This window comes from Tannerella forsythia, from assembly GCF_001006485.1.
GTDB classification, from domain to species: Bacteria; Bacteroidota; Bacteroidia; order Bacteroidales; family Tannerellaceae; genus Tannerella; species Tannerella forsythia.
In genome coordinates this window covers 1-4,146 of the sequence record NZ_JUET01000053.1, presented here as the reverse complement: position 1 = coordinate 4,146, position 4,146 = coordinate 1, and the positions used below count along the sequence as shown (strand labels likewise).

Genomic DNA, 4,146 nt, shown 5'->3' with positions numbered 1-4,146 from the left:
TTATACCTATAACCGGGCTACATTCAGGGCAGCGTGGAATAATACCGATTTTGCATTAATGGAACTGAGAAACTCTCCCGCCGGCGACTCCCGTTTTTCATGGTTGGGATGGGATCGAAGCGGCAATGCGCCGACTTCGGGTACGGGGATTCACCATCCGTCGGGAGATGTCATGAAAATTTCTTTTGACAATGACCAACTACAAATTTCCAGTTGGGGGGGAAATAATAATCATTGGCTTATAAGTTTTGATGATGGAGTTGTTCAACATGGTTCATCAGGCTCTCCTTTGTTTAATCAAAACAAACAAGTTGTTGGCCAGCTTCATGGAAACCAAAGTTACAATTCTTCACTACCCTATTGCGAACAACCTAGAGCAGAATACGGTCAATTTCATCGTTCTTGGACGGGAGGAGGAACAAACAGTACACGGTTAAGTAATTGGTTAGACCCGAATGGAAGTGATGTAATGACAACGAATACTTCAAAATACCCCTCTCTCTCCGGCCCTTCAAGTTTTTATAATGAAGCGACTTATACAGTAGAGAACTTACCTGTGGGTTCGTCCGTGCAATGGTCATCAAGCAGTAACTGTTTACGGTTGATCTCAGGACAGGGAACAGCAACGGCTACCTTTAAAGCTATATTCAATATATCAGCTGTCATCACGGCAACCATCAGTGGGCCGACTTCGACATCGCTGTCGACTGGTACCATTACTGCTAATGCGTCGTACAACAGCGATATTTCATTCGATGTTTGGAATAATTCGAGTGGCGGATATATAGGAAATACTGCTACGGGTACCAGTGGTCTCTGTCCGAATACGACTTACCACTTCAGTCTGGTAAATAATTCGGGCTGTGCTCTAAGTGATCCGGAATGGACTGTTTCCCCGGCTTGGACAATTTATTATACACAGAACAATATGATCTCCATCAATACAAATCAAGCCGCGGGCGGATGGATTTCATTAAAGGCACGCACCTGCTGTGGCACATCCGGTACGGTATGCTCGGCGACATTGGGATCTTCTTCAGATTGCTCAAACTACCGTTTCACCCTCTCCCCCAACCCGGCCACGGACGAAGTGACCTTGCAGCTGACGGAGACGAACGAGGTCAGCGGATCAAGCGTGCTCTCGACCGACAGAAGCCCCTACGAAATCCAGCTCTGGAGCGGTATGAGGATGCTGCGCTCGTTCCGGACGGATCAGCCGACGTTCCAAATCCCGATGGCCGGACTGCCGGCAGGACTGTACTTCGTGCGCGTGGTCAAAGACGGACAGACACATACGCAGAAGTTGATTAAAAAGTGAGAAGAGTGAAAAACTAAAAGTGAAAAGTGATGCCCTTCGGGCGTTGAATTGTTGAATTGTTGAACTGTTGAGTTGTTTGATTGTTGGATGGAAGCTGATGGCTGAATACTGACCGATAAATTACATCAGGCTTACAGCCCTCCGAACAAGGTTGGACGGGACCCCACCCTTACGGGATGGGGCTGAAATATATCGGGTTTGCAGCCCTTTCGGGTAATGGTTATGTACAGGGTACACGGTGTCCGAATGCAAATTTCGCAAATGAACGCAGTACGCACCGTAGAGACGCAATGATTTGCGTCTCTACGACATGTACCCCTGTCATTCCGAACGCCGTGAGGAATCCCGCGAGGAAGAGGAAAGATTCATCGCTGACGCTCTGAATGACAAGGAAAGTGCTCTGAATGACAAAGGAGGAGCTCTGAATGACAGGGTAGAGGAAAGGGCAGTTCATGTAGGGGCAAACCTCTGTGTTCACCCGTCATAATGCCGATATGAACATCCCCCTTCCCCCCCTTCCAAGGAGGAATGCGGAACTGACGGCTGACTGCTGTAAGAGCCCCGCAGGGGCGCGTTAATTCAGCCCAATGCGAAGCGAAGCGTTGGGGGAAAAGAATACCCACTCCTGCGGAGGGCTGTAAGCCTGATATAAAATGTTGATTTATTTATATGGTCGAGATGTTTTGCTTGAACAAACGTGCGTGCATTGCGTAACCTTTTCGATCCTTGCGGTGATCTTATCGCTAAGTTCGCAAAGAACAACGCAAAGGACGCAAAAAACAGACAAAATATTTGCATATTCTCAAAAAATGTTTCTAACTTTGTAGTGTTCTGTAAATTTTGACATGGCGCATATTATTTGTATCTTTGTCTCAAAAAGTCATGATACGATACACTATTAAATTAAGCAAGCAAGAAGTGGAAGAATTGGAAGCGATAGTCAACAAAGGCTCTCACAAGTCCCAAACCTATCGTGCCGCCTATATCCTGCTCAATACCGATGAAGGCGATTATTCCCGGAAGGTGACAAACGAGCGTATATGTGAGGTTTTACGCATAGGCATGCGTACCATCGACCGAGTGAAGAAACGATTTGTGGAAGAGGGCTTTGAAGCCACGTTGGAGCGTCGCCCAACCCAACGCGTATACGAAAGGAAAGTCGACGGCGATGTGGAAGCCAAATTGGTGGCTTTATGTTGCAGCGCTCCCCCTGAAGGGTATGCGAGATGGTCTTTGCGCTTGCTGGCAGACAAGATGGTTGAATTGGAGTATATTGACAAGATTTCCCATGTGACGGTGGGGAAGGTTTTAAAAAAAATGAACTTAAGCCCTGGAAAGTAAAGGGGTGGGTTATTCCAAGAGCCAACGGCGGGGAATTTGTAGCCCATATGGAGAACGTCCTGGACGTATATAAGCGGCCCTATACCCCTTCCAATCCGGTGTCTCTTCATGGATGAGTCATCCAAGCAGTTGATTGAGATGCGTGATTCAATCCCTGTAAAACCCGGGCGAGAGGCGCGGATTGATTACGAATATATCAGGCATGGCGTAGTCAATATATTCATGGCAAACGAGCCGCTGAAAGGGAAAAGGATGGTGGAAGTAACCACTACAAAGACAAAAGTGGATTGGGCTCATTTTATCAGAAAGATATCCGATGAAATGTTTCCACAGGCAGACAGGATAACATTGGTTATGGATAATTTTAAGACACATACTCCGGGAGCGCTATATGAAGCATTTGAACCGGAGGAGGCCAAAAGGATATGGGACAGGTTTGATTTCGTATTTACCCCAAAGCATGGGAGTTGGCTCAATATGGCGGAAATAGAGTTGCACGTTTTAAACAGGCAATGCTTGAACAGGCATATTTCAACCATGGAAGAAATAAAAAAAGAAGTTGCGCTCTGGCAGGAACATCGGAACAACAAAAATTCAACCATTAACTGGCAGTTCACAAACAAAGATGCAAGAATCAAACTAAAGAGACTATACCCGTCAATTAATAGATAACATAACAGTAGTATCATCAAAAACGCATGGCTATGGAAATAACAGCCGACACTCCACCTGACAAGCCGATGCGCCTCGCAAACCGCACCGGAGGCGCAGCGTAAAAGAAATATCCGGAACGCGGAAACAAGTATAAACTTTAAAAAACAGAAAAACATGAAACAGCAAATCATTTTATGGATAAGTACCCTGCTTTTACTAACAGCAGGAGCGGGGTGTAAGAAAGATGTTATTGCTCCTGAAGTAACCATAGAAAAAGAGTTGCAAAATGAAGATTCAACCTCTTCCGGTAACTCAAATTCTCTTGAAGTAACCATAATAAAAAAGCTGCCCAAAATAACCGCGATAGGTAATCATAAAGAATCGAAGGTTATCCGGTCAGAGAAAGAACTTAAATCGGTGTTTACTGAAAAAGATTTAAAACACTTCAAAGATTTACAGCAGATCGATTTCTCGAAACACACTCTGCTATTGGGATATGGAACCTATGGTAATCAAGTAACGAATATGGAACATTCATTTGTAAGAACAGGTTCCAATGCTTATACTTACTTGTTGAAGGTGGATGGCGATGCAACCCAGCCTGACGTTTTTCGTTACGGTATCTTAGTTGACAAACTTGCTCAATCGGCAAAAGTTACCTTTAAAATAGAACCGTTACATATTTAAATAATATGATTATCCGTATTTATACCTAAACTCATTTTTATAGGTTACGCAAGCTACGAGCAATCTTCCAAAGAGGGCTTCTCCCCAGTATCTTCGATTAAACTTATAACAGAATTCATCGAGATAATTTTGTAAGAATTCGGGCT

Annotated in this window: 4 protein-coding genes and 1 pseudogene; 4 read left to right on the top strand and 1 reads right to left on the bottom strand. The window is 44.7% G+C overall.

The window, feature by feature from the left end; genetic code table 11:
• From Tanf_RS14085 to Tanf_RS02430, 4 genes are all read left to right on the top strand, one after another.
• On the top strand, positions 1-1,318 hold a 1,318-nt coding region (locus Tanf_RS14085; protein ID WP_140230653.1), incomplete at its 5' end, for a T9SS type A sorting domain-containing protein.
• Positions 1,319-2,200: 882 nt separating this feature from the next.
• Positions 2,201-2,659 (top strand): helix-turn-helix domain-containing protein, encoded by a 459-nt coding sequence (locus tag Tanf_RS15745; RefSeq protein ID WP_041590886.1) that lies wholly within the window; start codon positions 2,201-2,203, stop codon positions 2,657-2,659.
• Between the two features lie 45 nt (positions 2,660-2,704).
• Positions 2,705-3,331 (top strand): IS630 family transposase, encoded by a 627-nt coding sequence (locus tag Tanf_RS15740; protein WP_141728815.1) that lies wholly within the window; start codon positions 2,705-2,707, stop codon positions 3,329-3,331.
• A gap of 156 nt (positions 3,332-3,487) precedes the next feature.
• Entirely contained in the window at positions 3,488-4,000 is a 513-nt protein-coding gene (locus tag Tanf_RS02430) for a hypothetical protein (protein ID WP_014224520.1), read from the top strand.
• A 9-nt stretch (positions 4,001-4,009) separates the two neighbouring features.
• Here Tanf_RS02430 and Tanf_RS14700 read toward each other — a convergent pair.
• Positions 4,010-4,146 (bottom strand): annotated as a pseudogene (locus tag Tanf_RS14700) (IS1595 family transposase); the annotation flags it as partial.

Bases quoted from the DNA above. Each gene is read 5' to 3' on its own strand.
- Tanf_RS02430 (WP_014224520.1), top strand. From the start codon at position 3,488: ATGAAACAGCAAATCATTTTATGGATAAGTACCCTGCTTTTACTAACA.
- Tanf_RS15745 (WP_041590886.1), top strand. From the start codon at position 2,201: ATGATACGATACACTATTAAATTAAGCAAGCAAGAAGTGGAAGAATTG.